At 71.8% G+C, this 26,089-nt stretch carries 16 protein-coding genes and 1 tRNA gene; 8 read left to right on the top strand and 9 right to left on the bottom strand.

The genetic code is table 11. The features are described from left to right. Positions 1–117: 117 nt before the first annotated feature. Together C1I92_RS16135 and C1I92_RS16130 are read left to right on the top strand one after the other, a co-directional pair. Positions 118–2,970: a glycoside hydrolase family 9 protein gene (locus C1I92_RS16135; RefSeq protein ID WP_111255677.1), complete on the top strand. Its 2,853-nt coding sequence runs from the start codon at positions 118–120 to the stop codon at positions 2,968–2,970. A gap of 23 nt (positions 2,971–2,993) precedes the next feature. Then, positions 2,994–4,301: a glycoside hydrolase family protein gene (locus C1I92_RS16130; RefSeq protein WP_146605158.1), complete on the top strand. Its 1,308-nt coding sequence runs from the start codon at positions 2,994–2,996 to the stop codon at positions 4,299–4,301. A 14-nt stretch (positions 4,302–4,315) separates the two neighbouring features. Here the strand turns inward: C1I92_RS16130 and C1I92_RS16125 are convergent, their stop codons facing one another. Further along, positions 4,316–4,993 carry a VOC family protein gene (locus C1I92_RS16125; protein ID WP_111255675.1) on the bottom strand — a complete coding sequence of 226 codons (678 nt, stop codon included), beginning with the start codon at positions 4,991–4,993 and terminating at the stop codon, positions 4,316–4,318. Between the two features lie 9 nt (positions 4,994–5,002). Beyond that, the gene (locus C1I92_RS16120; protein ID WP_111255674.1) at positions 5,003–6,385 is read right to left on the bottom strand and encodes a dihydrolipoyl dehydrogenase family protein; all 1,383 of its coding nucleotides are present in this window, start codon (positions 6,383–6,385) and stop codon (positions 5,003–5,005) included. Between the two features lie 140 nt (positions 6,386–6,525). Here C1I92_RS16120 and C1I92_RS16115 point away from each other — a divergent pair, with 140 nt between their 5' ends. Then, complete coding sequence (locus tag C1I92_RS16115; RefSeq protein ID WP_111255673.1) at positions 6,526–8,031, top strand: MFS transporter; 1,506 nt, start codon at positions 6,526–6,528, stop codon at positions 8,029–8,031. Beyond that, positions 8,028–8,789 carry an SDR family oxidoreductase gene (locus tag C1I92_RS16110; RefSeq protein WP_111255672.1) on the top strand — a complete coding sequence of 254 codons (762 nt, stop codon included), beginning with the start codon at positions 8,028–8,030 and terminating at the stop codon, positions 8,787–8,789. The genes C1I92_RS16115 and C1I92_RS16110 overlap by 4 nt, the downstream gene beginning before the upstream one ends. Here C1I92_RS16110 and C1I92_RS16105 read toward each other — a convergent pair. Beyond that, a complete protein-coding gene (locus C1I92_RS16105; protein WP_199521287.1) occupies positions 8,786–11,578 on the bottom strand; it encodes an ATP-binding protein in 2,793 nt (930 codons plus the stop codon). The two genes, C1I92_RS16110 and C1I92_RS16105, sit on opposite strands and share 4 nt — an antisense overlap. A gap of 217 nt (positions 11,579–11,795) precedes the next feature. Between C1I92_RS16105 and C1I92_RS16100 the strand changes: the two genes are divergently transcribed. Beyond that, positions 11,796–12,998 (top strand): epoxide hydrolase family protein, encoded by a 1,203-nt coding sequence (locus C1I92_RS16100; protein ID WP_111255671.1) that lies wholly within the window; start codon positions 11,796–11,798, stop codon positions 12,996–12,998. A 64-nt stretch (positions 12,999–13,062) separates the two neighbouring features. Then, entirely contained in the window at positions 13,063–14,358 is a 1,296-nt protein-coding gene (locus C1I92_RS16095; protein ID WP_111255670.1) for an epoxide hydrolase family protein, read from the top strand. A 395-nt stretch (positions 14,359–14,753) separates the two neighbouring features. Here C1I92_RS16095 and C1I92_RS16090 read toward each other — a convergent pair. Next, positions 14,754–14,830: transfer RNA gene (locus C1I92_RS16090), tRNA-Ile, on the bottom strand. Positions 14,831–14,930: 100 nt separating this feature from the next. On the opposite strand from C1I92_RS16090, the gene C1I92_RS16085 reads away from it, so the two are divergent. Continuing rightward, positions 14,931–15,737, top strand: coding sequence for a YhjD/YihY/BrkB family envelope integrity protein (locus tag C1I92_RS16085; RefSeq protein WP_111255669.1), 807 nt, complete (start codon positions 14,931–14,933; stop codon positions 15,735–15,737). A 51-nt stretch (positions 15,738–15,788) separates the two neighbouring features. Here C1I92_RS16085 and C1I92_RS16080 read toward each other — a convergent pair whose 3' ends face one another. The 5 genes from C1I92_RS16080 to C1I92_RS16065 form a co-directional block, all read right to left on the bottom strand. Then, positions 15,789–18,941: an OmpL47-type beta-barrel domain-containing protein gene (locus C1I92_RS16080; protein ID WP_111255668.1), complete on the bottom strand. Its 3,153-nt coding sequence runs from the start codon at positions 18,939–18,941 to the stop codon at positions 15,789–15,791. A gap of 118 nt (positions 18,942–19,059) precedes the next feature. Then, complete coding sequence (locus tag C1I92_RS16075) at positions 19,060–23,145, bottom strand: ThuA domain-containing protein (protein WP_111255667.1); 4,086 nt, start codon at positions 23,143–23,145, stop codon at positions 19,060–19,062. Between the two features lie 97 nt (positions 23,146–23,242). Next, a complete protein-coding gene (locus tag C1I92_RS16070) occupies positions 23,243–24,274 on the bottom strand; it encodes a multicopper oxidase domain-containing protein (RefSeq protein WP_111255666.1) in 1,032 nt (343 codons plus the stop codon). Positions 24,275–24,951: 677 nt separating this feature from the next. Next, complete coding sequence (locus C1I92_RS33845) at positions 24,952–25,095, bottom strand: hypothetical protein (RefSeq protein ID WP_158564152.1); 144 nt, start codon at positions 25,093–25,095, stop codon at positions 24,952–24,954. 260 nt (positions 25,096–25,355) lie between these two features. Further along, positions 25,356–25,811 carry a carboxymuconolactone decarboxylase family protein gene (locus C1I92_RS16065; protein WP_111255665.1) on the bottom strand — a complete coding sequence of 152 codons (456 nt, stop codon included), beginning with the start codon at positions 25,809–25,811 and terminating at the stop codon, positions 25,356–25,358. Between the two features lie 68 nt (positions 25,812–25,879). On the opposite strand from C1I92_RS16065, the gene C1I92_RS16060 reads away from it, so the two are divergent. Further along, a partial coding sequence (locus tag C1I92_RS16060) for a GntR family transcriptional regulator (RefSeq protein ID WP_146605157.1) occupies positions 25,880–26,089 on the top strand: 210 nt, incomplete at its 3' end.

The raw sequence follows: 26,089 nt of genomic DNA, 5'->3' as shown, positions 1-26,089 counted from the left end.
CATCACGCACCCATTAGGAACAGTTTCGAACATCTTGTTTCTGAATATTGCGCTAGCGTTAATTATGGTGTGATACTGACCCGGCCTGGGCGACGGCGCCCGGGCGGGAAGGGTGTCATGCTGAAGACATTCCGCATCCGCTGGTGGGCCCTCGTCGCCGCCCTCGCGGCCATCGTCCCCCTCTCCGTCACGACAGCGATTCCAGCCGCGACCGCCACCGTGCTCGAGGTCGCCGTGAGCCAGGCCGGGTACAGCGCCGGCGCCTACAAGGTCGCCTACGTGGTGGCCGACGCGAAGCTCCCGGCCGGGACCAGCTGCCGCATCGTCCAGGGCTCGACCGTCGTCCAGCCCAGCTGCGTGCTCCTCGACCGCGGCACGACCTGGGGCCAGCACGTCTACGTCGTGGAGTTCACCGGGCTGACCAGTCAGGGCGAGGGCTTCGCCGTGGAGGTCGGCGGCGTCTCCTCGCCCACGTTCGCCATCGAGCCGGACGTCTGGGACGGCTACCTCGACGAGATGACCGCCTTCTACCGGATCCAGCGCGCCGGGGTGGCCACGTCCACCGTCTACCCGGCCGGCTACAGCGACATCGCGCCGAGCCCGGACGTCTTCCACGCGGCCGGGCACCTCGACGACGCCGCGTCCGCCGACGGGAGCACCCACCACGCGCTCACCGGCGGCTGGTACGACGCCGGCGACTACGGCAAGTACGCCGGCAACCAGTGGGTGGGCGGCTCGATCGCGATCAGCTACCTGCGCCACGGCACGGTGGCCGAGGTCGCGTTCGACGGCGACGGCAACGGCGCCCCGGACCTCGTCGACGAGGCCCGCTTCGGCAGCGAGTACCTGATCCGCTTCGCCGACGCTCTCGGCGGCGCCCTCTACGACATCAAGGGCAGCGGCGGGTTCGCCCACCCGGAGCACCACACCGACGGCGTCATCGGCACCGCCGACGACCGGCGGATCTCCGGGCCCGGCGTCGGCGGCTCGGCCAAGGCCGCCGCCACGCTGGCCGCGACCGCGCGAGCGATCCAGGCCGCGATCGACCGGGGCCACCTCGACGCGGCTCTGGTCGCGGAGTACGAGGACTTCGCCGCCCTGTGCGAGCAGACCGCCCTGCTCTACTACGACTACGCGGTCGCCCACCGCACCGACCCGATCGGCTCGTACTCGACCCGCGACGGGATCGCCAACTCGCTGCTGTTCGCCGAGACCGAGCTCGCGCTGCTGACGGGCGACCAGTCCTTCCGCGACGCCGCAGAGGCGACGATCGCCGCCACCACGTTCAACGTCCGGTCCTCGACGAACTACTGGGACATGGCGCCGCTGTCGATGGCCGAGCTCTACCCGATCGCGACACCGGCCGGGAAGACCGCCATCCAGCGCTTCCTCAAGAACCAGCTCGACTACATCCTCTCCTCCACCGACGACACCCCCTACGGCGTGATCAACCAGTTCAAGAACTTCGGTGTCAACGAGCCGCACGCCTCCTACATGGCTGACGCCCTGCGCTACTACGAGCTCTTCGGCGACCAGCGCGCCCTCAAGGCCGTCCTGCGCGGGATGTACTGGATGTTCGGCGCGAACCCATGGAACACCAGCTGGGTGTCCGGCATCGGCGAACAGCACGTGCGGTACCTGCACACCCGGCTGGACGAGCAGGCGCAGAGCCAGACCGGCGACGGCATCGTCGTCCCCGGCGCACTGGTGAGCGGGCCCAACGCGAAGGATCCGCTGGACTCGCGCAGCGCGAGCCCCTGGTACGAGGACCGTCCCGTGTGGGCCGACAGCGGCCAGCAGTGGCGCTACAACGAGTACTCGATCAGCATCCAGGCCGGGCTGCTCTACTCCGTCGTCGGCCTGGCCCGCATCAACGACGCGCCCACCACCGTCGGCACCCCGCCCACGGCGATGAGCGTCACGTCACCGCTCATCGGCGACTACGTCACCGGCGAGGTGACGGTGTTCGCCGCCGGCGGGACGTCGCTCACCGACCACCGCATCGGCCCGGACTGGCAGCCGATGACCGCCGCCGGCGGTGGCGTCTCGACCGGGGTCGTGGACGTCAGCGGCCTCGCGCCCTACACGACGACCCGGGTCGACGTCCGCGGCACCCAGGCCAGCGGCGCCCACAGCTACGGGTCCACGCACTACACCGTCGCCCCGCCGCTGCCCGGCCCCGGCACGCCGCTGCTCTACGACGGCTTCGGCGGCGACGGCGTGTTCGGCCAGCAGGGCTACACCTGGGTGAACTGGTGGAACAACCACGCCGGCGTCGGCTCGGCCAGCAAGGTCGTCATCGACGGACGCACCGCCGGCCGGTTCGTCCAGAACCCGGCGTCGGCCAGCTCGCAGGCGAAGTTCCAGCCGTGGCACGACGTGGCCGACCTGTCGGGATATCGCTACGTCACGGTCGTCATGAAGAGCCCGTCGCCGGGCAACCGGGTGCGGTTCCAGCTGACCGACGCCGACTCCAGCCATCGGATCTCCGGCAGCGCGCTGCTGGCCGTCCCGGCCACGTGGACGACGTACCACTTCGACCTCGACGCCTTCCCCGGCCTGGACCGGTCCGCGGCGAAGCTGGAGCTCTGGCTGCAGCAGACCGCCGACGTCGACGGCGAGCTGCACGTCGACTCGATCAGCTTCACCAACGCGCCGTCCGGCACGGCACCCACGCTCGGCGGTCTCGGGGTCTCGGCGGCCACCGGCTCGACCAGCACGACGTTCACCTTCACCGCGGACTACACCGACACCGACGGCCAGCAGCCGCACCGGGTGGAGCTCGTCGTCGACGGCGTCGTGCGGACCATGACCGCCGTAGACCCGCAGGACACCGACGTCACCGACGGAGCCGCCTACCAGCTGAGCCTGAAGCTGCCGAAGGGCCCGCACACCTGGTACGTCCGCACGACCGACACCACCTCCGCCCCGACGGTGACCGCCGTGCAGGCCGGTCCCGTCGTGTCATGACTCTCGCGCGAAGGAGCGACGACATGACCGAGCACCACCCTGCCCGCCACCAGCGGTCCACCCTTCGTCGAGCGGCGACGGCCGCCGCGGCGGCGATGCTCGCGGCCGGCGGCCTCGCCGCCACCGCGCCCGCGTCGGCGGACCCCGTGCTGCCGACGTTCACCTACGCCGGCGAGGTGACGGTGGCCGAGGAGCTGTCGTACAACCCCACCGGTGAGTTCATCTTCCCCAGCATCGTGCACGCGTCGGAGCACTTCGCCGCGCCACTGGGCGAGTGGTACCTCTACTACGCGCCGCACGAGAGCCCCGGCGGCATCGTGCTCATGTACGCCGACTCCCTCGACGGGCCCTGGACGGAGTACGCCGCCAACCCCGTCATCGCGAACGTCTGGTCGCCGCACTACAGCGTCAACCACGTGTCCAGCCCCGACGCGATCTGGAACGAGGAGGCGGGCGAGCTGTTCCTGTACTTCCACGGCGCGAACGACCAGACCCGGTACGCCACCTCGGCCGACGGCATCACGTTCAGCTACGGCGGCACCGCGGTGACCAACGCCATGGGCGGCACGACCACGACCGAGACGTCCTACGCCCGGGTCTTCCGGCACCCGGATCCCGCGTCGCAGTACCAGTACGGCATGTTCTACATGGAGAACACGACGGCCAACTCCCGGCGCATCCGTCTCGCGGAGTCGGTCGACGGGCGCACCTGGACGGTCCGGCCCACCCCGATCGTCACACCGGGATCGCTGGACGCCGGGAACGTCTCGGCCGCGAACCTCTGGGAGCACGACGGCCAGCTCTACATCGTCTACCACGCCTCGTCGAAGAAGATCTTCGCCCGGACGGTCGACCCCACCCTGACGGTCGTGGGCGCACCGGTCGTCCTGCACCAGGCCAGCGGCATCGGCGAGGACGTCGGCCGGGTCGCCTCGCCCGAACTGGTCGCCGACGACGGCACGCTGTACCTGTTCTACGAGGCCGGCGACCGGCTCGACGCCACCATCGCCTACGCGACGGCGGCCCTCGCACCGCCGTTCGTCCTCGACGTCGCTGCCACCGCGACCACGGGATGCTCCGCGACCGGTGTCGCCACGATCACCGTCGCGGCGACCAACGAGTCCACAGCACCCGTCGACGTCCGCCTCACCACGCCGATCGGGGAGCGCAAGATCACCGGCCTGGCCCCGGGCGCGACCTTCTCCCCGACCTTCACCGCCACGGGGCCGTCCCTTGCCGCCGGCACCGCCACCGTGAAGGCGTTCGCCCGCGTCGACGGCGTCGCGTACGAGAACACGTGGCCGATCCCGTATGGGAGCAGGAGCTGCTGACCGGCTGCCTGCGTCTACTGCGGAAGCTCGGTGCCGGTGCGTTCGGCGATCATGTAGCTCGCGTACCAGGCCGGCCAGTTCTCGTCGGCCTGGCCCGTGCGGGCCTCGTGCTCGCCGTGGGCGGCCGCGGCACGCTGGAGCGCGGCCTCGAGATCCTCGACGGAGGTGTAGGTCGCCTCCGCGGGGTCGACCCGGCCGGGGAGCCGCGTGGTGACCTCCTGAAGCAGCCAGGTGTTGCCGTCGGGATCGCTGAAGGTGGCGAAGGAGCTGTAGCTGGACCGCTCGTCGGCCGGGCCGGAGACACGCGCGCTCGTGTCGCCGGCCTCGAACTGGGCGCCGGGCGCCCCGGGATGGAAGACCTCGCTGACCTCGGCGCCGCGCTCGGTCAGGTCGGCCCGTGCGGCCTCCACATCGGAGACGACGAGGTACAGCCCCTGCGCCGTACCGGGCTGGGCGGACGTGATGTTCGTGCCGAACTGGACCGAGGCGGGCGAGCCCGGCGGCGTGAGCTGGACGACGCGGAAGCCGTTGTCGAACGCGTAGTCGGCGTCGAGTCGCCAGCCGAGGCCTGTGTAGAACGCCTTCGACCGATCCGCGTCCGCGACCGGGATGACGACGGCCTCGAACTTCAGGTCGACCGAGGCCTGGGGCGCTGCGCCGGACTCGTTGGTGTCTACGTCGGTGGTGCTCATGACTTCCTCCTAGAGATGAACGGTGTTCGTTGCCGTCTGGTCTGAGCCGCGCACGCGCGCGTCGAGGTCCCGCAGCACATGGAGGAACGCCTCCGAGAACGTCGGGAACGGCTGGATGACGTCGAGCAGGACCTCCAACGGCACCTTCGCACGGATCGCCAGGGTGGCCTGCTGGAGCCACTCGCCGGCCTCCGGGCCGACCGCGTAGGCGCCGGTGATCATCGTCCCGTCCGACACGACGGTGAGGAACCCCGGCCGGGTGTCGTACGAGCGCAGGTACGTCGCCGTCCGCGCGACCCCGGACAACTGGACGGTGCTCACGAACGGCCCATCCGCGGCGCCGACCGAGGCGGCCTGCGGGTCGCAATAGACGACGCGCGGCACCGCCTCGTAGTCCGCCGTGCGCGGTCTGCCGAGGATGTTGCTCGCCACGACGCGGCCCTGGTACTCGCCGACGTGTGTGAGCTGCCAGAGGCCGGTGACGTCGCCGACCGCCCATAGGCCCGGCCCGGCCGACAGTCTGGCGTCGACCTCGATGCCTCGCGGGTTCGCGGCGATCCCGACGGTCTCCAGGCCGATGCCGTCGACGCGGGGCCGTCGGCCGGTCGCGACCAGGACGCGGTCGCCCCGGACCGCGGTGCCGTCGCCGAGGTCGATCACGTAGGACGAGTCCTCGAGCCGCACGTGTTCCGCGCCGGTGCCGACCCGCACGTCCACGTGGTCCGCGACGAGCGCCGTCGCGACCGCCTCGCCCACCGCCCGTGGCTCACGCGGCAGCAGGTGTTCGTTGCGCTCGATGAGCGTCACAGCCGCGCCCATTCGGGCCAGCGCCTGGCTCATCTCGACCCCGGTCGCCCCGCCACCGAGCACGAGCAGGCGATCGGGCACGTCGGCCAGGCCGGTGACGTCGCGGTTCGTCCAGATGCCCGGCAGCTCTCGGAGGCCGGGAACCGGCGGGATCACCGGATCGGCGCCGGTCGCGATGACGACCTGGTCCGCGGTGTACGTCCGGTCGTCCACGTCGACCGCGTGCGGCCCCGCGAGCCGGCCGTGGCCGCGCAGCACCTCGATGCCGGCGTCCTTGGCCCACGACACCTGGCCGGAGTCGTCGTAGCCGGACACCATGAAGTCGCGCCAGCCCAGTACGCCCTGGGGGTCCAGGGCCCCGGTCACGGCTTCGCGCGCACCCGGAGCGTCGAGGGCGGCGGCGAGCGCCTCGCCGGGGCGCAGCAACGTCTTCGACGGGATGCAGGCCCAGTAGGAGCACTCGCCGCCGAGCAGCTCGCGTTCGACGACGGCGACGCGGGCGCCGCCCTTGGCCAGCGCGGCGGCGCAATGCTCGCCCGGAGCACCGGCTCCGACGACGATGACGTCGTACTCCGTCCTGTCCATGTCAGGCGCTCCCTTCGACGAGACCCACACGGCGAGTCTGGCCCGGCCGGCGGCCGGCCGACCCAGGGAAGGTCCCTGGTTCGGCCCACCAGGGACCTTCCCGGGGTCCGGCGCGGGACGGTTCGCCCGATGCTGGCGGCATGACTGCGGGAGATGTGCGGGATGCCTCGTACGGCCTGGCCGGGCCGGTCGAGCTGCGCAGCGGAGCCGGTGGCGCCCTGATCGCGGCGACGGTGCTCGCGTCGATGGTCGGCTTCATCGACGCCTATATGGTCAACGTCGCCGTTCCAGCCATCGGCCGTGACCTGAACGCCGGTGTGGGCGAGGTGCAGTGGGTGCTGACCGGCTACCTGATCACCGTCGCGGCCCTGCTGCTGCTCGCCGGAGCGCTGGCCGACCACTTCGGCTGGCGGCGCATCCTCGCCGCCGGGCTCCTCGTCATGCTCGTCGCGTCCCTGTGCTGTGCTGCCGCTCCGGACGTCGCCACGCTGATCGCCGCGCGCGTGGTCCAAGGGGCCGGCGGCGCGCTGGTCGTGCCGAGCAGCTTGGCCCTGCTCAACGGGACGTTGCGACCGGTGGACCGGGCCCGGGGGATCGGCGTCTGGGCTGGTCTGGCGACGCTGGGCACGACGCTCGGTCCCTATGCGGGCGGATGGCTGGTCGACCACGGCTCCTGGCGGTACGTGTTCCTGCTGAACGTCCCGTTGATCCTGGTCGCCGGCTGGATCCTTCGCAGTGTGCCCGAGGCCGGCCGGGCCCGGCGGCCGCTGTCGCTCGACCTCGCCGGCGCTCTGCTGGCCGTCCTGGGGCTGGGCGGGCTGATCTACGCGCTGACCGAGGGACCGTCCGCCGGCTGGAGCAGTGCGGCGGTCGTGGTCTCGGCGGCGGTCGGGGTCGTCTGTCTCGCCGGACTGGTTCCGGTGGAGCGGCGGCGGCCCGCGCCGATGCTGCGGACGGCGTTGTTCCGGATCCGGCAGTTCCTCGCGATCAACGCCGCGACCGTCCTCTTCTACGGCGCGCTCTCGGCCGCCGGCTACCTCGTCGTTCTGCAGTGCCAGCTGCGGCTGGGCTACAGCGCCACCGCGGCGGGCGCTGCCCTGATCCCGGAGTCGGCGGTCTTCCTGATCGTCTCGCCGCTGGTCGGTGGCCTGGTGGCGAGGGTCGGCATCCGCTGGCCGATGACGGCCGGCATCCTGCTGGTGGCCGGCGGCTTCGCGTGGTTGTCGGCCGCGCAGCCGGGTGACGGCTACGTGCAGGCGATCCTGCCCGGTGCGCTGCTGTGGGGTCTCGGCATCGGCCTGACGGTCGCGCCGCTCACGGCAGGCGTGCTCGCGGCCGTGGACGACGCCGATCTCGGTGAGGCGTCTGCGATCAACGACGCCGCGTCGCGGGTCGGGGGAGTAGTGCTGATCGCGCTCGTTCCCGCCCTGCTCGGCGCGGGCGGCTCCGGCGACCTCACCCGGCCGCTGGCGGACAGGTACCAGACGGCGATGCTCGTGCTGGCGGCGGTCAGCGTCGTGGCAGCCGCGATCACGGCGCTGTTCGTCGCGCGCGGCCGCCCACCGGTGACCCGGTTGCCGGCGACTCCACGCGTGCACGGCTGCGCCGTCCCGGTGTCACCCGACTCGAACAGGAGAGCAGCATGACCGAACCGACCACTCCGACCACGGTGCAGTCCCATGGCAGCCTGACCGGACAGGTCGTCGTCGTGATCGGCGGCAGTTCGGGGATCGGGCTGGAGACCGCGCGGCAGGCCGCCGCTGCCGGCGCCCGGCTGGTTCTCGGCGGCCGGAACCGCGAGCGACTCGACGCTGCCGCCGGGGACGTGGGCGCGGAGACGGTGGACATGCTGGACCTGGGCGACCCGGCGGCCGTCGAGAGGTTCTTCGCCGGTCTGCCCGCGCCGATCGATCACGTGCTGGTGAGTGGCGGCGGGCCGTTCTACGCACCGATCGCCGACCTCGACTTCGACCGCGCACAGGCCTACGTCGACGAGCATCTGATCGGCTCGCTGCGCATCGCCCGGTGGTGCATCGGACGGGTCCGGCCGGGCGGTTCGCTGACCTTGATCAGCGGAACCGGCGCGCGGCGTCCCGGAGTCGGTCTGAGCATGGCCGCGATCGCCACTGTCGCGCTGTCGGCGATCGCCGCCAACGCCGCGCTCGAGCTCGCCCCGATCCGCGTCAACACGGTCGCGGCCGGGTTCGTCGACACCCCGCTCTCCGCACGTCTGCTGGGTGATCGGCTGGAGGAGCGCCGGACCGAGCTTCGGGCGACGCTGCCGATCCGGCGCGTGGTCGGCCCGGAGGACGTCGCCGCGCTCGTCGTCCAGCTGATGACGAACAGCGCGCTGACCGGCGCGACGTACGACGTGGACGGCGGTCAGCAGCTGCTGCGGGATTAGCGGGTCGCGGCCTCAGCGGCGGGCAGGGCATCGCGCAGCTGCCGGCGTGAGCTGATGGAGAGCTTGTCGAAGATCTTGCGAAGGTGCCACTCGACCGTGCGCGGGCTGAGGAACAGCCGCGCGCCCACCTCCGGGTTGGAGAGGCCGTCGCGGACCAGGAGGGCGATCTGGCGTTCCTGCGGGGTCAGCTCCTCGCGCGCCGACGATGCGTCCGCGCGTCGGCGAACGGTCTCACCGGTCGCCTGCAACTCCCGGCGGGCGCGGTCGGCGAAGGCCTCCATGCCGATCGTGGCGAACATGTCGTAGGCCGTGCGCAGTTGCGTCCGTGCGTCGCCTCGGCGGCTCTGCCGGCGAAGCCATTCGCCGTACAGCAGGTGGGCGCGAGCCAGGTCGGGGCGCAGCCGGGTGGAGGCGAGCAGCTCGATCGCCTGGCCGTAGGCGCGTTCGGCGTCGTCGCCCTCGTGCACGAGGGCCCGCGCGCGGGCCTCCAAGCCGCGGCCCCAGAGCTCGTCGGTGTTCGCGGTCTTCTCCTGCAGTCGTGCCAGCGCGGCCGCGGCCTCGCGCGGCCGTCCGCTCCTTGCGGCCGCCTCGACCAGCTCGCTCAACGCCCAGGAGGAGACGAACAGCTCCGGCGTGTCCTCGCCGGCCGACGTGGCCCAGAGCAACGCCTCGTCGTGGCGGCCGAGAGCGTTCAGGATCACCGCCTTCGCCCAGCGCGCGTACTGCGCCGCAGTGCCCTGACCCTCGGCCGTCGCTCTGGCGATGGTGTCCTCGACCAACGGGAAGGCATGGTCGGCCCGGCCGCGGAGGGCGGACAGCACCAGCGCGCCGTACGGCAGGACGTGCGTGCCGGTGGCCTCCCGCACCGCGTCGGCCTCGGCGCGCAGCGAGCTTGCCTCGGCGAAGTCGCCCGCCAGGGCGACCACCTGTCCGAGGACGTTGACGCCGACGGCGAGCACGGCGAGCGCGCCGGCGCCACGAGCGATCTCGACCTGCCGGGTGGCGGTGGCCACGCAGGACTCGAAGTCCCAGGCGGTGGCGGCCGCGGCGGTGGCGAGCCAGCCCCAGCGCAGCACCTCCTCGACGGTGATGTCCGGTCCGCCGAAGGCGGTCGCGGCCCGGGTGAGCAACGGCACCGCGCGATCCCGCTCTCCGGCGATCACGAGGGACAGTCCGTCGAGGAGCACGTCGGAGGCCCGTGGCGCGGTGTCCGGCCGCGGCGCCGTCGCTGCCGCGCGGGAGACCTCACGCAACCCGACCGCGCCCGCCAGCCGGCCCGCGAAGAGCGCCGCGCTCCAGGCGTCCAGGTAGGTGTCCCTGGCGAGGCGCACGTCGAGCGACTCGAACGTCTGCGCCGCGCGGAGCAGCAGGCCCGGCGCGTCGCGGCCGCGTTGCTGTGCAAACGCGGCCTCCGCGCGGAGCTGATCGACCCGGGCGCGGCCGAGCGCGTCCAGCGTGCCGGCCTCGGCGGTCGCGAGCAGCGCCAGGGCGGTCCGGAACGCGCCGGCCTGGAGACTGGCCTGCGCACCGGCCAGCGCGCGATCGGTGCGGCGCGCCGGGTTGCGGGTCAACGCGACCGCGCGTTGCCAGAAGGCCGCGGCCGCCGCGAAGCCGCCCCTGGCCTGGGCCCGGTCGGCGGATCGCTCGAGCTCGATGGCGACGTCCTCGTCCGGCCCGATGGCGGCCGCCGCGAGATGCCACGCGCGCCGGTCGGGGTCGGAGGACGAGTCCGTCGCCTCCGCCAGGGCCAGGTGCGCCGCGCGTCGCTCCGCCGCGGAGGCCGACCCGTACAAGGCCGACCGGACGAGGGGATGGCGGAACGTGACCCGCTCGCCCAGGCTCAGCAGGCCGTCGATCTCCGCGAAGGCCGTCTCGATCCCGAGCTGGTCGGCGGCGCGCCGGACCAGCACGGGATCGCCGACCGGCTCGGCCGCGGCGACGAGCAGCAGCTGCCGGGTCGGCGCCGGCAACGCGTCGGCCTGGCGGATGAAGCTCTGCTCGATCCGCCCGGGCAGGCCCTGACCGCCGTGCAGACCGAACCCGCCGGCGAGCTGCGTCGCGGTGAGCCCGCGGGGCAGTTCCAGCAGGGCCAGCGGATTGCCGCCGGTCTCGGCCACCAGCCGATCGCGGATCGGCTCGTCGAGCAGGAACCCGACCGCCGATCCGAGCAGTGCGCGCGCCTCGTCGTCCGGCAGTCCGTCGAGCTCGAGCTCGGGCAGGCCGTGCAGCTCGATACCGACCTCGCGGGCGCCGAACAGCACCCCGACCGCGTCGGCGTCGAGCCGCCGGGCGACGAAGCCCAGCGTCTGTGCGGTCGCGGTGTCCAGCCACTGCGCGTCGTCGACCACCACCAGCGCCGGCTCGTTCTCGGCGAGGTCCGAGATCAGGCTGAGCACGGCGAGGCCGACCATGAAGCGATCGGGGGCCGGGCCCGGCGCGAGCCCGAAGACCGTCGCCAGTGCGCGGCGCTGCGGCTCCGGAAGCTGGTCCATGCGATCGAGCAGCGGCACGCACAACTGGTGCAGGGCGGCGAAGGCCAGCTCCATCTCCGACTGCACGCCGACGGCGCGCAGGATGCGCAGGCCGGCCGCCGACTCCGTCGCGTAGCCGAGCAGCGCGCTCTTCCCGACCCCGGCCTCGCCGCGCACGACGAGCACCCGGCTCACGCCGGCCCGGACATCGCTCAGCAGACGGTCGAGCACGGCACGTTCCGACCGGCGTCCGAGCAGCCGGGCCTCCCGCTGCCCACGCTCCGCCGCCGGGCCCCGGGCCCCGTCCGTACTCGCCACCGTCGGCCCCTCCCAGCGGTGAGCCCTGCAGGCGGCCACGTCGAGAGCCACCCGTGTTCACCCGACCTGCCTCAGCGTAGGGCCGCCCCCAGCCCCTTGACCACCGATCGGGCCGAAAGCGGCCCGGGTGTCGACCCGGGAGTTTCACGGGGGCGAGCCGCACCCGGCATCGGCAGGCTGCTGAGCGTCCGATTCGACCGAAGGAGCTGTGAATGACATGACGACGATCGAGCAGCACACCGTCCAGGCGATCCGGCCGTTCACCGTGCACTTCCGCGACGAAGCGCTCGACGACCTGCGCCGCCGTCTGGCGACGACGCGCTGGCCGACCCGGGAACTCGTCGGCGACCGCTCCCAGGGTGTGCAACTGGACACGATGCGGGCGCTGCGCCGGTACTGGAAGGGAGAGTACGACCTGGGGCGGGTGCAGTCCCGGCTGAACGCGCTGCCGCAGTTCACCACCGAGATCGACGGCGTGAACATCCACTTCGTCCACGTCAGGTCCGAGCACGCGGACGCGTTGCCGCTGATCATGACGCACGGCTGGCCGGGCTCGATCATCGAGATGCTGGACTCCGTCGGACCGCTCACCGACCCGGCCGCGCACGGTGGCGCCGCCACCGATGCGTTCCACCTCGTGCTGCCGTCCCTGCCCGGCTACGGCTTCTCCGCGGAGCCGGCCGAGGTCGGGTGGGACCTCGTGCGTACCGCCCAGGCGTGGGCCGAGCTGATGCGCCGGCTCGGCTACGACCGGTACGTTGCGCAGGGTGGTGACGTCGGCGCCGGCGTGACCGACGCGATCGGACGGCTGGGACCGCAGGGGCTGGTCGGTATCCACACCAACCTGCTCGTGCCGGCGCTCAACGACCCGGCGTCGCTTCCGAGCGACACCGAGGAGGAACGCGCGGCGCTCGCCGCGATCAAGGTCTTCCAGACCACCGGGAACGGCTACTTCGTGGAGATGGCGACCCGGCCGGAGACGATCGGCTACGCGCTCCTGGACTCGCCGGCCGCGCTCGCCGCCTGGATGATCGACCACGACACCGACGCCTACTACAAGATCGCCAGCGCGTTCGTCGACGGTGAGCCCTCGGGCAACCTGACCCGTGACCACATTCTCGACAACATCACGGCCTACTGGCTGACCGGCACCGGAGCATCCACGGCCCGGTCGTACTGGGAGGCCTACGGACCGGACGCGCCCGCCGCGGGCAGGCCGCCGCTTCCTGCGCCCAGGGTTCCGGTGGGCTTCAGCACCTTCCCCGGCGAGATCTGGCGGACGCCGCGCAGCTGGGCCGAGCAGTCCTACCCCACCCTCGACTACTTCGGCGTAGCCGAGCGGGGCGGCCACTTCGCGGCCTGGGAAGAGCCGGAGGTGTTCGCGGCGGAAGTGCGGGCCGCGTTCCGCCCGCTGCGATAGCCGCGGGCTTCGAGCCCGTCACCAGCCCAGCCATCCACGTCCACGGATCAAGAGGTGAAGAACGATGACTTCCACCGCGTCCCATCCCACTCGACGGCAACTGCTGCAGGGCGGCGTCGCAGCAGGCCTCACCATCGCCGCGGCAGCCGCGCTCGGACCGGTGCCGGCGAGCGCCGCACCATCGACCGGCCCGGCAAGGATCCGCCCGTTCCGCGTTGCGATCCGGCCCGACCAGGTGGCCGACCTGCGTCGCCGCGTCGCCGCGACCCGATGGCCGTCTCGCGAGCTCGTCGCCGACCGGTCGCAAGGCGTGCAACTGGCGACCGCTCAGGCTCTCGCCCGGTTCTGGACGACTGGCTACGACTGGCGCCGGTTCGAGGCCAAACTCAACGCGTTTCCGCAGTTCAGGACCGAGATCGATGGCGTCGACGTCCACTTCGTCCACGTACGCTCGCGGCACCGGAACGCGCTGCCGCTCATCATGACCCACGGCTGGCCCGGCTCGATCGTCGAGCTGCTCGAGGCCGTGGGCCCCCTCACGAACCCGACCGCGCACGGCGGCACCGCGGCGGACGCCTTCCACCTCGTGCTGCCGTCGATCCCCGGTTACGGCTTCTCCGGCAAACCGGACGAACTCGGCTGGGACGCCACCCGGACGGCGCGCGCCTGGGCGGAGCTCATGCGTCGCCTCGGTTACACACGTTACGTGGCCCAGGGCGGCGATGTCGGAGCCGCCGTCACCGACAGCCTTGGCCGCATGGCGCCGTCGGGACTGCTGGGCATACATCTCAACCTGCTGGTACCGGCGTTGGCCGGCACCGACGACCTGCCGAAGAACACCGACGAGGAGAAATCCGCACTCGCCGCACTGCAGGTCTTCGAGGCCAGCGGCAGAGGCTACCTGGTCGAGCAGTCGACACGTCCGCAGACGATTGGCTACGCGCTTCTGGACTCTCCCGTCGCACTGGCGGCCTGGATGCTCGATCACGACACCGACAGCTACCTCAAGATCTCCCGCGCCTTCCTCGGCGGACCGCCGTCGGGCAACCTCACCCGCGAGCACGTCCTCGACAACGTCTCCCTCTACTGGCTGACCGGCACCGGTGAGTCGGCCGCCCGCGTCTACTGGGAGCGAGCGAACGCCGTCGACGCGGGCCAAGCCCCTCCGCCGCCAGCCGTCCCGGTCGCGTTCAGCGCCTTTCCGGGCGAGATCTTCCAGGCGCCGCGCAGCTGGGCCGAGGCCGTCTATCCGACCCTGGGGTACTACAACAAGCCCACGCGGGGCGGGCACTTCGCGGCCTGGGAGGAGCCCGGACTGTTCGCTCACGAGCTTCGTGCCGCCTTCCGGCTGATCCGCTGACCCGGAGGGGTAAGCCGTGGAATGGCTGTCGGTCGGCTGGTGTATGTCGTTGCTCCACGGCTCGTATCCGGCCGATGTCTCACCAGTTGTGCGGCCAGATAGGGTGCCGGCCGAACTCGACCTGCGGGTGATGGAGCTCGCCTATGGGGTGGCCGCCGACGTGAGCGGCTGTGACCGGTGCGGCGCACGGCTTGGTCGTGGACTGGCCCTGTCACCTGGCTCCATGCCGTGGTCGACGGGCTGGCGTGTGGTGGTGACGACACGTTGCAGGGGCGTGCGGCGACACCGTCACCGGGCCGTCGCTGTCGAGGAGGGCGGCCACCTGCGCCTCGGCCGGTTCGTCCCCGGCTGATGCCGGCGCTGCTGGTACAGGCGGTTCTGACCGACATGTGTGCTGGTAGGGCGGGTGGGACTCGAACCCACGACCCAGGGATTATGAGTCCCCTGCTCTAACCGGCTGAGCTACCGCCCCGGGAGCGGCGGGCGAACCGCCCGCGCCCGAGAACCTTACCCCGGCGACATCACCCGCTGCGGGTGGGCCGCACTCCGGTCGCGCGGCGGTGGGATGGGCCGTGTCGCTGACGGAGAACGGGGCCACCCGGCGCTGGCCGGGCCGCATCGTCGCGGGCAGCGCGGCCGCGTGCGTGCGCATCGACGTGTTCGACCGGGCGATGACGGTGGCGGCGCAGCTGTTCAGCTCGGTGCTGCCGATCCTGATCCTGTTCGCGACGTGGACCGGCGCGAGCGGGCCGGACGCGACGGCGGAGGCGCTGCGGATCCCGGACGAGTCGAAGGCCGTGCTCGACGACGCGGTGGAGGGCGCGTCGGGGACGGCGTACGGGGTGGCCGGCGTGCTGATCGTGCTGGTGTCGGCGACCAGCCTGTCCCGTGCGGTGACGCGGGCGTTCACGGCGATCTGGGCGCTGCCGCGGCCGCGCAACCGGCTCGGCTCGGCCTGGCGCTGGCTCGCCGCGGTCGTCGGGCTGGCGCTGGCGATCGTCGTGGTGCGGCAGCTGGCGGCGCTGGCCGACGGCCTGCCGCAGCCGCGGGCCTGGCAGTCGGCGACGGCGTTCGCGGCGGACGTGGCGGTCGGGGTGGGGCTGCCGTGGGTGCTGCTGGCCGGCGCCGTCCGGGCACGGCTGCTGCTGCCCGGCGCGCTGCTGTTCGCGCTGACGATGCTCGCGGGCCGGCCGGCCTCGGCGCTCTGGCTGCCGCGGGCGCTGGAGACCAGCGCGGACCGGTTCGGCTCCATCGGCGTCGCGTTCACCTATCTGGCCTGGCTGTACGCGGTCTCGCTCGCCTTCCTCGTGACGGCGATCGTCGGGCGGGCGCTCGCCACCGACGCGGGCCGGCTGGGCCGCTGGATCAGAGCCGGCTGAACAGGCGGACGCCCCGGGGCTGCGGTCCCCGGGGCGTCCGTGGTCACCTTGCTAGTGGTGTCCGGCGTGCTGCAGCGCCTCCTCGATCGACGGCTCGGCGACCGGCGCCGACGCGCTGACCTTGGCCGCGGTGAGCGCCGGCTCGGCGGGCGCCGTGCCGACGTCGGACGCGGCCGCGGTGCGGGTCAGCATGCCCCGCTCCCGGCTGGTGATGACGCCGTCGACGACCAGTTCGTTCGCGACGGTGGTGACGTGCCGGACGAACGCGCCGTGGTTCGCCCAGTCGCCCTCGTCGTCGATGAGGTCGCCGATCGTGCAGCCGTCGCCGGTGTCGATGTTGGCCACGAGCGAGTCGAGACCGCCGATGACCACCGTCGGCCGGGTGTCGGAGTCGGGGCACGCGTCGCCGTCGCGCTCGACGACGGTGAACGTCACCGAGCCGACCTGCGACGTGTTGCCCGCGTTGTCCGTCGCCCGGTACCGGACGGTGTGCTCGCCGACCGCCCCGACGACCACCGGCGCGGTGTACGGCACGAACGACCCGTCGTCCAGCGAGTAGGCGACCGATGCCACACCGGACTGGGTGTCCGTCGCGGTCACCGTGACCGTCGCCGAGTCGATGTAGGCGCCGTCCGCGTTCTGCTCACCGGCCACCGACGAGGTGACCGCCGGCGGCGTCGTGTCGTCCGGCTGCACCGCCACGACGGTGAACGCGACCGATTCGACCGGCGCCACGTTCCCGGCGTTGTCGGTCGCCCGGAACTGCACCGTGTGGTCGCCGACGGTGTTGACGACGACCGGCGCGGTGTAGGCCACGAACCCGGCGCCGTTCAGGTTGTACTCGATCGACGCGACGCCGGACTGGGTGTCCGACGCCGTGACGGTCACGGTCGCGGACCCGATGTAGTCGCCGTCCGGGTTCTGCGACCCCGCGACCGACGCCGAGACGTCCGGCGGTGTGGTGTCGTCCGGCTCGGGCTCGACGACGGCGAACGCGACCGACTCGACCGGCGCGACGTTCCCGGCATTGTCCGTCGCGCGGTACTGCACGACGTGGTTGCCGACGGCGGAGACGACGACCGGCGCGGTGTACGGCTGGAACGAGCCGCCGTCCAGCGCGTAGGCGATCGACGCGACACCGGACTCGGCGTCGGATGCCGTGACCGTCACGGTCGCCGACCCGACGAACTCGCCGTCCGGGTTCTGGTCGCCGGTGACGGCCGCGGAGACGTCCGGCGGCGTGGTGTCGTCCGGCTCCGGCTGGACGACGGTGAACGACACCGACTCGACCGGCGCGACGTTGCCCTCGTTGTCGGTCGCCCGGAACTGCACGACGTGGTCGGCGAACGACGTCACGACCAGCGGCGCCGTGTAGGCGGTGAAGCCCGCGCCGTCGAGGTTGTACTCGACCGACGCGACACCGGACTGCGCGTCCGTCGCCGTGATGGTGACGGTCGCGGACCCGACGTAGTCGCCGTCGCCGTTCTGGTCGCCGGTGACCGCCGCGGAGATGTCCGGCGGCGTGGTGTCGTCCGGCTCCGGTTCGACGACGGTGAACTGCGCCGACTCGACCGGCGCGACGTTGCCGGCGTTGTCCGTCGCTCGGAACTGCACCGTGTGGGCGCCCAGCGCCGTCACGACGACGGGCGCCGTGTACGGCTGGAACGACCCGCCGTCGAGCGCGTAGGCGATCGACGCGACACCGGACTCGGCGTCGGTGGCGGTGATCGTCACGGTCGCCGATGCGATGTAGTTGCCCTGGTCGTCCCGCTCGCCGGTGACGGCGGCCGAGATGTCCGGCGCCGTGGTGTCGTCCGGCTCCGGCTCGACGACGGTGAACTGCACCGACTCGACCGGCGCGACGTTGCCCTCGTTGTCCGTCGCGCGGAACTGCACGGTGTGGTCGGCGAACGTGTTGACCACCAGCGGCGCGGTGTACGGCTGGAAGGCGGAGCCGTTGAGGCTGTACTCGACCGAGGCGACGCCGGACCCGGCGTCGGTGGCGGTGATCGTCACCGTGGCCGAGCCGATGTAGTCGCCGTCCTCGTTCTGGTCACCGGTGACGGCGGCCGAGATGTCCGGGGGAGTGGTGTCGTCCGGTTCGGGCTCGACGACGGTGAACTGCACCGACTCGACCGGCGCCACGTTGCCCTCGTTGTCCGTCGCCCGGTACTGCAGCGTGTGCGCGGCGAACGACGTCACCTGGACGGGCGCGGTGTAGGGCTGCCAGCCGCCGTTGTCGAGGTTGTACTCGACCGACGCGACGCCGGACCCGGCGTCCGTCGCCGTCACCGTGACCGTCGCCGAGCCGATGTAGTTGCCCTGGTCGTCCCGCTCACCGGTCACCGCCGCGGAGACGTCCGGGGGAGTGGTGTCCTCCGGCTCCGGTTCGACGACGGTGAACTGCACCGACTCGACCGGCGCGACGTTGCCCGCGTTGTCCGTCGCCCGGTACTGCAGCGTGTGCGCGGCGAAGGTGTTGACCACCACCGGCGCCGTGTAGGCCTGCCAGCCAGCGTTGTCCAGGTTGTACTCGACGGTGTCGACGCCGGTGCCGCTGTCGGTCGCGTTGACCGTGACGGTGGCCGAGCCGATGTAGTCGCCGCCGGGGTTCTGGTCGCCGCTGACGGTCGCGGAGATGTCCGGCGGCGTGGTGTCCTCGCCGCCGGTGACGACCAGCAGGCCGGTCATCTGGCCGTGGCCGGGGAACGCGCAGTAGTACCGGTAGATGCCCGGAGTCAGGTTCACGTCGACCTGGTACCGGCCGCCGTTCGGGTCGAACGGGTTCGCCGTGATGTTGACGTCGACGTCCTGGTTGTACTGCGGGTCACCGGTCTCGAAGGTCAGCGTGTGCGGCATCCCGGACGTGTTGCCGGTGGCCACGCTGTTCTCGAAGACGATCGTGGTCGGGCCGGCGACCGCCGTGGTCGGCGCCGACGCGTACGCCGTCACGCTGTTGTTGGCGGTCCAGGTCAAGGTCTGCGCGGCCGCCGCCTCGGCCGAGGACGCGGCCGGAGCCGCCGCCGAGGCCGCGGCCGACGCTGGGGCGCCGCGCAGGGCCGCGGCCGTCGGCACCAGGCCGACCGCCAGCAGGGCCGTGACCAGCACCGCGACGATGACGCCCTGAGGCGTCACCCGCCGCGGGCCGGACCGGCCCGTCGAGGGATGGCGGCCGTTGAGTGCCGCCCAGAGTCGTTCGAGCATGAGGTGGCGCACCTTTCGTGAATCCGCGAGACGCACCGGGCGTCCCGGCGGCCGAGGCCGCCGGCGCGGACGCGACCCAGGGGGAAGGTCGCGCCCGCACCGGCCGGCCGCCGGGGTCCTACAGGTCCCGGACTCGGATGTTGCGGAACTCGATCTGGTCGTTGTTGCCGTGGTTCTGCAACCCGATGTATCCGCTGAGGAACTGCCGCAGGTCGGTCGGCGGGTCACCCGCGCGAGACGACTGGATGCCGGGCACGTTGTCGAACTCGTTGATCACCACGCCGTTGCGGATGATCGTGTAGTGCTGCCCGACCACCTGGATCTCGTAGTCGTTCCACTCGCCCTTCGGCGTGGCGCCCGAGCCAGGCAGCGCGATCGGGTCGAAGTTGTAGACCGACCCGGTCTTCTGCGGCTCGCCGGTGGTGCCGTCGTAGATCTGGATCTCGTGGCCGCAGTAGATCGCGACCCACGCCGGCGAGTTCGCCGCCGATCCGGTCCGGCCGCACTCCGGCCGTTCGGCCAGCGGCTGGTCCGGGTTCGGGAACCTGATGAAGACACCACTGTTCGCCCTGGTGGTGCCGGGTGAGACGTCGCGGAACTGCAACCGGATCGAGTAGTCCGCGAACTCCCGTTCGGCGTACCAGAGCATGCCCAGGCCGCCGCGGCTGAGGATCGTCCCGTCGTCCTGCAGCTCGAAGAAGCCGCCGGGCGCCTGGGTCCAGCCCTCGAGGGACTCCGCGGTCCCGTCGAAGATGGCGTCCCAGCCGGTGTCGCCCGGCGTTCCGATCTCGGACTGCGCGGCCAGGCGGGTCAGCGTGGTCTTCTCCCGGGCCGTGATGACGCCGTCGGCGGCCAGGCCGTTGGCGGTGTCGGTCACGTGCCGGACGAACTGGCCGTGGTTCGGCCAGCTGCTCTCGTCGTCGATGAGGTCGTTGATCGTGCAGCCCTCGCCGACGACGTCGTTGGCCACGCCAGTGTCGGTGTCGCGCAGGAAGACCGTGGAGCGGTCGTCCGGCACGGCGCAGCCGACGGTGACGTCCACCTCGGTGCTCATCGTCTCGCCGTCCGCGTACGTCACCGTGAGCGTCGCGGTGTAGGTGCCCACCGCGTCGTAGGTGTGCCGCGGGTTGGCCTCGTCAGACGTGCCGCCGTCGCCGAAGTCCCACGCGTAGGACACGCCGCCGGAGCGGGCGCCGGTGAAGGCGATGGTCAGCGGCTTGTTCTGGACCGCCGTCGCCGACGCGGTCGCGACCGGCGTGGCCGGCCCGCCGTTGTAGACGACGCGCAGCAGCTTCTGGTTGGGCGTGAGGCTGAAGAAGCCGGTGCTGTAGTCGGACATGTACAGTGCGCCGTCCGGCCCGAACCGCGACGTCATCATCCAGCTCTGCAGCTGGTCGTCGGCGCTGCCGTGCGGGATGATCGGGCGCAGGTCCTCGGCGAACAGCGGCGGGGCCTGCTCCTCGATGCCCTCCGGGTCGACGGTGACCGCGACCCGGCTGCTGCTGCCGCACTCGTCGCCGATGATCCACTTGCCTTCCCAGTACGACGGCCAGGCGACGTCGCTGTCCGGGTCGACCAACGACTCACGGTAGGTCGGGCCGGTCATGATGGCCTGGCAGCCGCCGCTGCGCATGTACGGCCACGTGTACGTGGCGGTCTCGTTGGTGTACGTCGGGATGCCGTCGCCGCGGTCCGGGAAGACCGGTGCGCCGCCACCCGGCGAGTACCAGATCATGTTGTCGCGGGCGTCCGGGATGTCCACCAGGCCGGTGTTGCGCGGCGAGGTGTTCACCAGGTTGCCCTTGCAGTCGTACCAGCCGGTCAGCACCGACGCGTCGGTGTTGCTGCGGTCGCGGTACGGCTGCCGGTTGCCCATGCAGTACGGCCAGCCCTGGTTGCCCGCCGACGTGATGATCGTCGCGGTCTCGTACTTGGCCGGGCCCAGCTCCGGGTTCGGGCCGCCGGCGTCCGGGCCGACCCACGCGGCGTGCAGGTAGTCCGTCACGGGGTCCACGTAGAGGGTGGAGATGTTGCGCACGCCCATGACGTAGATCTCCGGGCGGGTCTTGCCGCCGCCCTCCTCCTGGCCGGTGAACAGGTTGCCCTCGGGGATCGTGTACGTCCCGTCCGGCTCCGGGTGGATCCGCAGGATCTTGCCGTTGAGGTCGTTCGTGTTGCCCGACGTGCGGCGGGCGTCCTGGAACGAGTACCCGCCGAACTCCTGCGTCCAGTTGTTGCCGGAGTAGCCGCTCGAGCCACCCGAGGAGTTGCTGTCGCCGACACCGATGTAGAGGTTGCCGTCGGAGTCGAAGTCCATGCCGCCGCCGGCGTGGCAGCAGCTGTGCACCTGGATCTCCCAGGACAGCAGGTCCTTGCGGGTGTCCTGGTCGATCGACTGCGCACCGAAGTCGTAGGTGAACCGCGAGATCGTGCGGTCACCGGTGTGACGGACCCGGTCGATCGAGTCGTGCGGCATCCAATAGACGTAGACCCAGCCGTTGTCGAGGAAGTCCGGGTCCAGGGCGATGCCGACCAGGCCGTCCTCGGCCTTGATCAGCTCGCCGCCGCTGCCGCGGTTGCCGAACACGTCGAGCGTGGTCAGCAGCTTGACGTCGCCGGTGTCGGGGTCCCACTGGTGGATCGTGCCGCAGCCGCGGCCGACGTTCGGGTCCTCCCACGGGACGATCGGGCCGGTGGCGCAGGACGCCTTGCCGATGTAGAAGATGGTGCCGTCGGCGGCGACGTCGAGGCCGTGCGGCTCGCCGATCTGGTCCAGCTGGCCCGGCTGGTTCGGCGCCGTCAGCCGCTCGATCTCGTAGTTCGAGCCGATGGTGGCCTGGCAGTCGCCGCGCACGAGGCCGGTGGTCCACTGCAGCGCGCCGGCGATGTGGCTGCGGACCTGGTCGTTGCTCCAGCTGTCCGCCGCGCCGCCGAAGCTCGTGTAGAACGAGCGGCCGCCGTCGTAGTCACGGCACCACGAGACCGGGTGGAACGGGCCGTTGGCGCCCTCGCCCGGGTCGTAGGTGGTCTCCTGGACCTGCGCGACGGTGTGCACCGTGCCGACCGGGTTCGGCGCCCAGTTGGTCCAGCGGTCGGTGAGCGTCAGCTCCAGCGGCAGTCCGTCGTTGGCCGGGTGCTGCCGGTCGACGATGCTGACGGTGGCCTCCACCGCCGGCACCGGCGGCGGCTCGACGATCTCGCCGGCGAAGAACTGCAACTCGGCCAGCTGCGTGATCGAGTCGCCGGAGTTGCGGGTGATGTCGAGCCGGAAGTACTCGTAGGCCGTCGTGTTGGAGATCGTGTAGGCCTTGGTCTGGAACCGCTCCGGGAAGTCCTCGTTGGTCCGGCGGTCGATGTCGGTCCAGGTCGTGCCGTCGTTCGAGCCCTGCAGCGTCCAGTCCTGCGGGTCCCGGCCGGCGGAGTCGTTCGCCGAGGACAGCGCGTACTGGTTCACCGCGGCCGGTGCGGTCAGCCGGACGGTGATCTGCGCGGTGCGGACGAAGCCCAGCCACTTGGTGTTGACGTCGCCGTCGACGACCTTGGGGGCGTCCTCGTTCGGCGGGTTGTTCGCGGTGGCACTGACGGAGGCGACGTCGAGCGAGTCCGGCAGCGCGCCGACCGGCCGGCTGCCGATCAGCCCGGTGAACCACTCCGAACGCTCCTGCGCGCGCGACGCGTCGCCGATGCCCAGGAAGCCGCCGCCGTCCTCGATGTAGGCCTCGAGCGCGTCCTCCTGCGACGGCGACAGCTCGGTGCCGATCGCGGACAGGAAGACGACGCCGCGGTAGGCGGCGAGCGTGTCCGGGGTGAAGCTGGCGGGGTCGGTCGAGACGTCGACGCCGATCCCGTTCGCCGCGCCGAGCTCCTGGATCGCCGCGACTGCGGTCGCGACGGGGTCGTCCTGCTCGGCGACCAGGCCGTGGAAGACCAGCACCTTGGCGGCGCCGTCGGCGTTGTTCGCCTTGGCGGCGGCCAGCGCCTGCCGGGCGCTCGCGCTGGCGCTGTCGGCGGCGTCGGGGGACTTCGCGGCCGGTGCGCTGGAGGCGCTGGCCGAGGGTTCGGGCGGCTCCGGCTGCCCCTGTGCGGGCAGCGTGCTCACGCTCAGCGCCAGAACCGCGGTGCTCGCCAGGACGAACGTCCGGCGCCACCCGACGGATCTCGCCGGTGGCCCGCCCTCCGGACGGACGAGGCTGCTGCGTCTCATCGTTGCTCCTTCGATCGATGTGCGCTCGTGCCTGTGCGTTCTCGGCCCTGATTCGTGTCAGTGGTGGTGCGGGCGCCCGCGCCTGGCCCGCGTCGGCCTAATGGCCGCCGTGCCCTCCGTGTCCTGCGTGGTAGCGGTCGATCGCCTCCTGTGCGTGGTCGGGGATGCTGCCGTCCTCGTTGCGGACCAGGAAGACACCGGACATGCCGCCGTCGGAATGGAACTGGACGTGGCAGTGGTACATCCACGCACCGGGACCGACGCCGTCGCCGGCGATCACCTGGAACCCGAACGAGCTGCCGGGGTTGAGGTCCTTGTTGTCGATGGCCGGCGTCGGGTCGTTGGGACCGTCGAGGTAGCCGGTCCGGTTGTCGACCCACCGGTGGGCGTGCAGGTGGAAGGTGTGCTCCATGTTCCCGTGGCCGATGCACAGCCACTCGACCCGCTCGCCCAGGACGGCGTCGAACATCGGCGTCTCGGGCGCCATCTTGTTGTTGATCGTCATGTCGTTGAACACGACGACGAAGGTCTTGTCCGGCAGCAGATCGCCCTTACGGCGGACGATGAGGCCGCCGTACAGGCCGGCCCGGAGGCCGTCGGTGCCGTGGTCGCCGTAGGCGTGGTCGTGGTAGTGCCAGTAGCCCGCGCTGCCCGGCAGCCACGCCCGTCCGGCGGTCGTCGTGCGTTCCCGCGTGCGCCACACGTAGGTGCGCGTCTCGCCCGGCTCGTTGAAGGAGTTGTTGAACGGCGCGCCGTCGGAGAAGACGTCGTAGTCGACGCCGTGGGGATGGATGGAGAGCCGCTTGTCGGTGGTGTTGACCAGCGTGATCTCCAGGGTGTCGCCCTCGACGATCTCCAGCAGCGGGCCGGGGACGGTCGCCTCGCCGGGCGCCAGGCCGTAGCCGATCAGCCCGCCGGGCAGCGCCTCGGCGTACATCGTCACGCGATGGGTGGTCCCGGTGGCCCGGGCGGTGCGCAGCCCGGGAACGGTGGCCGAGCTCGGGCTCGCGGTCGCGGCGCCGGTGGTCGCGGCGACGGCGGGGAAGGCCGCACTCGCGACGGCGCCGGCCAGCACCGACCGGCGGGTGAGGTGCCCTAGCCAGCCGCGTCGGGCGGGGTTGTCAGCCATGGGGTCTCCATTCCGTGAGTCCCGGGGCGCCTGCACCGGAGACCGGGGGCCGGGCCGACCCCGTCGCAGGGCATGGATGACCCCCGACGGCCGCTGATCGGCACCGACCCGTACATGGCACCGCACAGTAAAGGGGCTTTTGCATGCACGTCAACAGAAAGTTTCACGTTCGTCGACAAATGCCCGCGTTGGTAACGTTGCGCACCGACTGTGTTCCTGATCCGATTCGACCGAAAAGGCGCTGGTGTGCGCTGCGATGGGGTTCCGCGCGGACGGTTTACCGCGTGTGTGCGGGTGGGCGGCCGTCCTGGGCCGACTTAGGTCGACGGGATGCAGGACTTTTGCAAGTTACCGTGAGGTAACGGTTGTGCGCGCACCACCGACTCGCTAGCGTCCATTCTCGTCAGTGGTGTAGGTGTCGCAGGGCAGGGCCGAAGCCTGCGGCGCGACGCCACGGACGAGCGCAACCGGCGGTCCGCACGGCCGCCGGGTCGTTGTCGTTCGTCCGAGATCAGGTGAGTGCATGCAACCCCTCCCGCTGACCCACCCACCGCCCGTCGTGACGGCGTCATCGCTGGTGGGCGCGGTGAAGGGCGGCAGCCGGCGCGGCTCGCGCGCAGCTCGCGTCGCCGGCCGTACCGCAGTCGGCCGGCGGGGCGGCGACGCCCGGCGGCCCGTCAGCGGGCGGTCGACATCGCCAGCAGGGCCAGCACCGCCACGAGGCCGACGGACAGCCGCAGGCTCAGGTTCGGCTGCTCCGGGCTGAGCAGCCAGCGGCGCAGCCGGGCGAGGGAACGAAGTCCGGCGAACGTGGGCGTCACGGCAACCCCTCCAGTCCGCGACCGGTACGGCCTCGCCGGCGATTGACCGCGAGTCGATGCCGGGCGCATCTCGACCCAGACCGGGATGTTCCTATGCGCGGCCGGCGCGAATTGCCGGCCACCCAGCGACCGGCGGTTCGGGCGGCCGGAAAGGGCCGTGGGGGAACGGTGGCCGTTCGCGCGAAATTGGGGTTGACGACCCCAGGATGACTCACCGCGAAACGGTCGTCAATACCCATTTCCCGCGATGACCAGGCTGGTCACTCCGCGTAGGACTCCGGCACCATCCGGACCGTCACGGCGACCCGGTTCCAGGCGTTGATCGTCGTGATCACCATGACCAGCTGGGCCAGCTGCGCCTCGTCGTAGTGCACCGTGGCCCGCTCCCACACCTCGTCGGGCACCCGTGGCATGCCCTCGCTCAGCCGCGTCATCGACTCCGCCAGCTCGAACGCCGCCCGCTCGGCCGGGCTGAAGAACGGGCCCTCGTCCCAGGCGCCGACGGCGTAGATGCGGGCCGGGTTCTCGCCCGCCTTCGCGAGGTCGTGGCTGTGCAGGTCGACGCAGTAGGCGCAGCCGTTGATCTGGCTGACCCGCAGGCGCACCAGGTTCAGCAGGCCGATCGGCAGGCCGCCGTTCTGCTCGGAGCGGCTGTCCAGGGCGGTGAGCGCCCGGTAGGCCGCGGGGGCGAGCGCGGCGATGTCCATCCTCGTCATGGCCTCACGGTACGGCGGTAGATTGGTCCTCTTGAAGAGCCAATCCGCGCCGATCTGATTGGGCCATTGTGGAGTTCCATGTCAGCCTCGACGGCTCCGGCGAACTGAGCGCGCGGATCTACCGGTCGCTGCGCGACGGCGTCCGCGACGGGCGGCTGCGTCCCGGCGACCGGCTGCCGCCGACGCGGGAGCTGGCCCGGACGCTGTCGGTGTCGCGGGGGACGGTCGCGACGGCGTACGAGCGACTGGTCGCGGAGGGCTTCCTGGTCGGCCGGGTG

Source organism: Jiangella anatolica (genome assembly GCF_003236295.1).
Classification (GTDB): Bacteria; Actinomycetota; Actinomycetes; order Jiangellales; family Jiangellaceae; genus Jiangella; species Jiangella anatolica.
The sequence above is the reverse complement of the archived record's forward strand: the minus strand, read 5'-3'. Positions and strand labels throughout refer to the sequence as shown.